The organism is Escherichia sp. KTE159 (genome assembly GCF_000408805.1).
GTDB classification, from domain to species: Bacteria; Pseudomonadota; Gammaproteobacteria; order Enterobacterales; family Enterobacteriaceae; genus Escherichia; species Escherichia marmotae.
In genome coordinates this window covers 1,888,758-1,893,154 of sequence record NZ_KE137292.1, presented here as the reverse complement: position 1 = coordinate 1,893,154, position 4,397 = coordinate 1,888,758, and the positions used below count along the sequence as shown (strand labels likewise).

The 4,397-nt window shown below is 53.7% G+C and carries 3 protein-coding genes; all 3 read left to right on the top strand.

Features of this window, described 5'->3' with window-relative positions; translation table 11 throughout:
• Positions 1 to 46 precede the first annotated feature (46 nt).
• From cpsG to wzxC, 3 genes are read left to right on the top strand one after another with little or no spacing between them, the layout of a single operon-like run.
• Positions 47 to 1,417 carry a colanic acid biosynthesis phosphomannomutase CpsG gene (cpsG, locus tag A31E_RS12470; protein ID WP_024193596.1) on the top strand — a complete coding sequence of 457 codons (1,371 nt, stop codon included), beginning with the start codon at positions 47 to 49 and terminating at the stop codon, positions 1,415 to 1,417.
• Between the two features lie 54 nt (positions 1,418 to 1,471).
• Complete coding sequence (gene wcaJ, locus A31E_RS12475; protein ID WP_000183151.1) at positions 1,472 to 2,866, top strand: undecaprenyl-phosphate glucose phosphotransferase; 1,395 nt, start codon at positions 1,472 to 1,474, stop codon at positions 2,864 to 2,866.
• Position 2,867: 1 nt separating this feature from the next.
• Entirely contained in the window at positions 2,868 to 4,346 is a 1,479-nt protein-coding gene (wzxC, locus tag A31E_RS12480; protein ID WP_016248892.1) for a colanic acid undecaprenyl disphosphate flippase WzxC, read from the top strand.
• Positions 4,347 to 4,397 lie beyond the last annotated feature (51 nt).

Sequence of the window (4,397 nt, the reverse complement as noted above, 5' to 3'; positions counted from 1 at the left end):
GGCCGCTTCGGTCAGGGCCAACTATTGCCTGAAAAAGGGTATCGACATGAAAAAATTAACCTGCTTTAAAGCCTACGATATTCGCGGAAAATTAGGCGAAGAACTGAATGAAGATATTGCCTGGCGTATTGGTCGCGCCTATGGCGAATTTCTTAAACCGAAAACCATTGTATTAGGTGGTGATGTCCGCCTCACCAGTGAAACCTTAAAACTGGCGCTGGCAAAAGGTTTACAGGACGCGGGCGTCGATGTGCTGGATATCGGCATGTCAGGCACCGAAGAGATCTATTTTGCCACGTTCCATCTCGGCGTAGATGGCGGTATCGAAGTCACCGCCAGCCATAATCCGATGGATTACAACGGCATGAAACTGGTGCGCGAAGGGGCTCGCCCGATCAGCGGCGATACCGGACTGCGCGACGTCCAGCGTCTGGCTGAAGCCAATGACTTCCCGCCTGTCGATGAAACAACACGCGGTCGCTATCAGCAAATCAACCTGCGTGACGCTTACGTTGATCACCTGTTCGGTTATATCAACCACAAAAACCTCACGCCGCTCAAGCTGGTGATCAACGCCGGTAACGGCGCTGCGGGGCCGGTGGTGGATGCTATCGAAGCCCGTCTGAAAGCACTCGACGCCCCCGTGGAATTAATCAAGGTGCACAACACGCCAGACGGCAATTTCCCCAACGGTATTCCTAATCCGCTGCTGCCGGAATGCCGCGACGATACGCGTAATGCGGTTATCAAACACGGTGCGGACATGGGTATTGCCTTTGATGGCGATTTCGACCGCTGCTTCCTGTTCGACGAAAAAGGGCAGTTTATCGAGGGCTACTACATCGTCGGCCTGCTGGCAGAAGCGTTCCTCGAAAAAAATCCTGGCGCGAAGATCATCCACGATCCGCGTCTCTCCTGGAACACTGTCGATGTGGTGACCGCTGCAGGCGGTACGCCGGTGATGTCGAAAACCGGACACGCCTTTATTAAAGAACGTATGCGCAAGGAAGACGCCATCTACGGTGGCGAAATGAGCGCCCATCACTATTTCCGTGATTTTGCTTATTGCGACAGCGGCATGATCCCGTGGCTGTTGGTAGCCGAACTGGTGTGCCTGAAAGGGAAAACACTGGGTGAACTGGTGCGTGACCGCATGACGGCATTTCCGGCAAGTGGGGAGATCAACAGCAAGCTGGCGCAACCCGTTGAGGCAATTAACCGCGTCGAACAGCACTTTAGCCGCGAGGCGCTGGCGGTGGATCGCACCGACGGTATCAGCATGACCTTTGCCGACTGGCGTTTCAATCTGCGCTCCTCCAACACTGAACCGGTGGTGCGGCTGAATGTGGAATCGCGCGGCGATGTGCCGCTGATGGAAGCGCGAACGCGCACTCTGCTGACGTTGCTGAACGAGTAATGTCTGTTTTTCCCTTACCCCATTGCGGGTAAGGGGCTAATAACAGGAACAACGATGACAAATCTAAAAAAGCGCGAGCGAGCGAAAACCAATGCATCGTTAATCTCTATGGTGCAACGCTTTTCAGATATCACCATCATGTTTGCCGGGCTATGGCTGGTTTGCGAAGTGAGCGGGCGGTCATTCTTCTACATGCATCTGTTGGTGGCGCTGATTACGCTGGTGGTGTTCCAGATGTTGGGCGGCATCACCGATTTTTATCGCTCCTGGCGCGGTGTTCGGGCAACGACAGAATTTGCCCTGCTGCTACAAAACTGGACGCTAAGCGTGATTTTTAGCGCCGGACTGGTGGCGTTTAATAATGATTTCGATACGCAACTGAAGGTCTGGCTGGCGTGGTATCTGCTGACCAGCATCGGACTGGTGGTTTGCCGTTCATGCATTCGTATCGGTGCGGGATGGTTGCGTAATCATGGCTATAACAAACGCATGGTCGCGGTGGCGGGGGACTTAGCCGCCGGACAAATGCTGATCGAGAGCTTCCGTAATCAGCCGTGGTTAGGGTTTGAAGTGGTGGGCGTATATCACGATCCGAAGCCGGGCGGCGTTTCTAATGACTGGGCAGGCAACCTGCAACAACTGGTTGAGGACGCTAAAGCGGGCAAGATTCATAACGTCTATATCGCCATGCAGATGTGCGACGGCGCGCGAGTGAAAAAGCTGGTACATGCGTTGGCAGACACCACCTGTTCGGTGCTGCTGATCCCCGATGTATTTACTTTCAACATTCTCCATTCACGTATCGAAGAGATGAATGGCGTACCGGTGGTGCCGCTGTACGACACGCCGCTTTCTGGGGTTAACCGCCTGATCAAACGCGCTGAAGATATTGTGCTGGCTACCTTGATCTTACTGCTGATCTCCCCGGTGCTGTGCTGCATTGCCCTGGCAGTGAAACTGAGTTCCCCTGGGCCAATAATTTTCCGCCAGACCCGCTATGGCATGGATGGCAAGCCGATCAAAGTGTGGAAGTTTCGCTCTATGAAAGTGATGGAAAATGACAACGTCGTGACCCAGGCGACACAAAACGATCCGCGTGTGACCAGAGTGGGGAACTTTCTACGTCGAACCTCGCTGGATGAACTGCCGCAATTTATCAATGTGCTGACGGGAGGAATGTCGATTGTTGGTCCGCGCCCGCACGCGGTGGCGCATAACGAACAATATCGCCAGCTCATTGAAGGCTACATGCTGCGCCATAAAGTGAAACCAGGCATTACCGGTTGGGCGCAGATTAACGGCTGGCGCGGCGAGACCGACACGCTGGAGAAAATGGAAAAACGCGTCGAGTTTGACCTTGAGTATATCCGCGAATGGAGCGTCTGGTTCGATATCCGGATCGTTTTCCTGACGGTGTTCAAGGGCTTCGTTAACAAAGCGGCATATTGATATGAGCTTACGTGAAAAAACCATCAGTGGCGCGAAGTGGTCAGCGATTGCCACGGTGATCATCATCGGCCTGGGACTGGTACAGATGACCGTGTTGGCGCGGATTATCGATAACCATCAGTTCGGCCTGCTTACCGTGTCGCTGGTGATCATTACGCTGGCAGATACGCTTTCTGACTTCGGCATCGCCAACTCCATTATTCAGCGGAAAGAAATCAGTCACCTTGAACTCACCACACTGTACTGGCTGAACGTTGGGCTGGGGATCGTGGTGTGCGCGGCGGTGTTTTTGTTGAGTGACGCCATTGGTGGCGTGCTGAATAACCCGGATTTGGTGCCGTTGATTAAAACATTGTCGCTGGCGTTTGTGGTGATCCCCCACGGGCAACAGTTCCGCGCGTTGATGCAGAAGGAACTGGAGTTCAACAAGATCGGCATGATCGAAACCAGCGCCGTGCTGGCGGGCTTTACCTTTACGGTGGTTAGCGCTCATTTCTGGCCACTGGCGATGACCGCAATCCTTGGTTATCTGGTCAATAGTGCGGTGAGAACGCTGCTGTTTGGCTACTTTGGCCGTAAAATTTATCGTCCCGGCCTGCATTTTTCGCTGGCGTCGGTGGCACCAAACTTACGCTTTGGTGCCTGGCTGACGGCAGACAGCATCATCAACTATCTCAATACCAACCTTTCAACGCTGGTGCTGGCACGTATTCTCGGCGCGGGCGTGGCGGGGGGCTACAACCTGGCGTACAACGTGGCTGTTGTACCGCCGATGAAGTTGAACCCGATAATCACCCGCGTGCTGTTTCCAGCGTTCGCCAAAATTCAGGACGACACCGAAAAGCTGCGCGTCAACTTCTACAAGCTGCTGTCGGTGGTGGGGATTATCAACTTTCCAGCGCTGTTGGGATTGATGGTGGTAGCCAATAATTTTGTGCCGCTGGTATTTGGTGAGAAATGGAACAGCATCATTCCGGTGCTGCAATTGCTGTGCGTGGTGGGGCTACTGCGTTCAGTGGGTAACCCGATTGGTTCGCTGCTGATGGCGAAAGCGCGGGTCGATATCAGCTTTAAATTTAACGTATTCAAAACCTTTCTGTTTATTCCGGCGATTGTTATTGGTGGGCAGATGGCGGGCGCAATCGGCGTCACGCTGGGCTTCCTGCTGGTGCAGATTATCAACACTGTGCTGAGTTATTTCGTGATGATTAAACCGGTGCTCGGCTCCAGTTATCGGCAGTACATCCTGAGCTTGTGGCTACCGTTTTATCTCTCATTACCGACGCTGGTGATCAGTTATGTGCTGGGCGTGGTGCTGAAAGGGCAACTGGCACTGGGGACGCTGCTGGCGGTGCAAATTACCGCGGGCGTGCTGGCGTTTGTGGTGATGATTGTGCTGTCGCGCCATCCGCTGGTGGTGGAAGTAAAGCGTCAGTTTTGTCGCAGCGAAAAAATGAAAATGCTTTTACGGGCGGGGTGAGTTGTTGTTTTCGGTTCCGGCAACGGTTGCCGGATGCGGCGTAAAACGCCT

Coding starts and splice junctions, on each gene's coding strand:
- wzxC (WP_016248892.1), top strand. CDS start 2,868: ATGAGCTTACGTGAAAAAACCATCAGTGGCGCGAAGTGGTCAGCGATT.
- cpsG (WP_024193596.1), top strand. CDS start 47: ATGAAAAAATTAACCTGCTTTAAAGCCTACGATATTCGCGGAAAATTA.
- wcaJ (WP_000183151.1), top strand. CDS start 1,472: ATGACAAATCTAAAAAAGCGCGAGCGAGCGAAAACCAATGCATCGTTA.